Origin of the sequence: Variovorax glucosi (assembly GCF_051216695.1) — a bacterium.
GTDB lineage: Bacteria > Pseudomonadota > Gammaproteobacteria > Burkholderiales > Burkholderiaceae_C > Variovorax.
The window spans coordinates 1-1,322 of the sequence record NZ_JBPJZE010000143.1; the positions used below are offsets into that span (position 1 = coordinate 1).

General features: G+C 66.5%; 1 protein-coding gene. It reads left to right on the top strand.

Annotated elements, in window-relative coordinates; translation table 11 throughout:
* The coding region (locus ACSFA3_RS23685; RefSeq protein WP_435507859.1) for an ATP-binding protein at window positions 1-1,322 on the top strand (1,322 nt) is incomplete at both ends.

Genomic DNA, 1,322 nt, shown 5'->3' on the forward strand with positions numbered 1-1,322 from the left:
TGCGCCGGCATATTCGGAAGGTTCGATTCGCGCCCTGAAGGGTCTCGAACCCGTCAAGCAGCGCCCGGGCATGTACACCCGCACCGACAACCCGCTGCACATCATCCAGGAAGTGCTCGACAACGCCGCCGACGAGGCGCTCGCGGGCTACGGCAAGAAGATCAAGGTCACCCTGCACACTGACGGCTCCGTCAGCGTCGAAGACGACGGCCGGGGCATTCCCTTCGGCCTGCACCCCGAAGAAAAGGCCCCCGTGATCGAACTCGTGTACACCCGGCTGCACGCGGGCGGCAAGTTCGACAAAGGCTCGGGCGGCGCCTACAGCTTCTCGGGCGGCCTGCACGGCGTGGGCGTGTCGGTGACCAATGCGCTGTCGAAGCGGCTCGAAGTCACCTCGCACCGGGAGGGTTCGGCCGCCAAGCTGGCCTTCAGTGCCGGCGATGTGATCGAGGCACTCGAAATCCGCAAGCTCGAAGCGGGCGAGCGCAAGCAGGGCACCACCGTGCGCGCGTGGCCCGACGCCAAGTACTTCGAAACCGCCGTGCTGCCCATGGGCGAACTCACGCACCTGCTGCGCAGCAAGGCCGTGCTGATGCCCGGCGTGAGCGTCACGCTCACGAACGAGAAGACCAAGGAAACGCAGCAGTGGCTCTACAAGGGCGGCCTGAGCGATTACCTGATGCAAACGCTCAACGGCGACCCCGTCATCCCGCTGTTCGAAGGCAGCGGCCATGCCGACAAGAACGCCGACAACTTCGCCGAGGGCGAGGGCGCCGACTGGTGCGTGGCCTTCACCGAAGACGGCCAGCCGGTGCGCGAGAGCTACGTCAACCTGATTCCCACCAGCGCCGGCGGCACGCACGAAAGCGGCCTGCGCGACGGCCTGTTCACCGCGGTGAAGGGCTTCATCGAACTGCATTCGCTTTTGCCCAAGGGCGTGAAGCTGTTGCCCGAAGACGTGTTCGCGCGCGCCTCGTACGTGCTGAGCGCCAAGGTGCTCGACCCGCAGTTCCAGGGGCAGATCAAGGAACGCCTGAACTCGCGCGACGCCGTGCGCCTGGTGTCGAGCTTCGTGCGCCCCGCGCTCGAGCTGTGGCTCAACCAGCACGTCGACTACGGCAAGAAGCTTGCCGAACTGGCCATCAAGGCCGCGCAGACGCGCCAGCGCGCCGGCCAGAAGGTCGAGAAGCGCAAGGGCTCCGGCGTGGCCGTGCTGCCCGGCAAGCTCACCGACTGCGAGAGCAAGGACATCAGCCACAACGAAGTCTTCCTGGTCGAGGGTGACTCCGCCGGCGGCAGCGCCAAGATGGGCCGCGACAAGG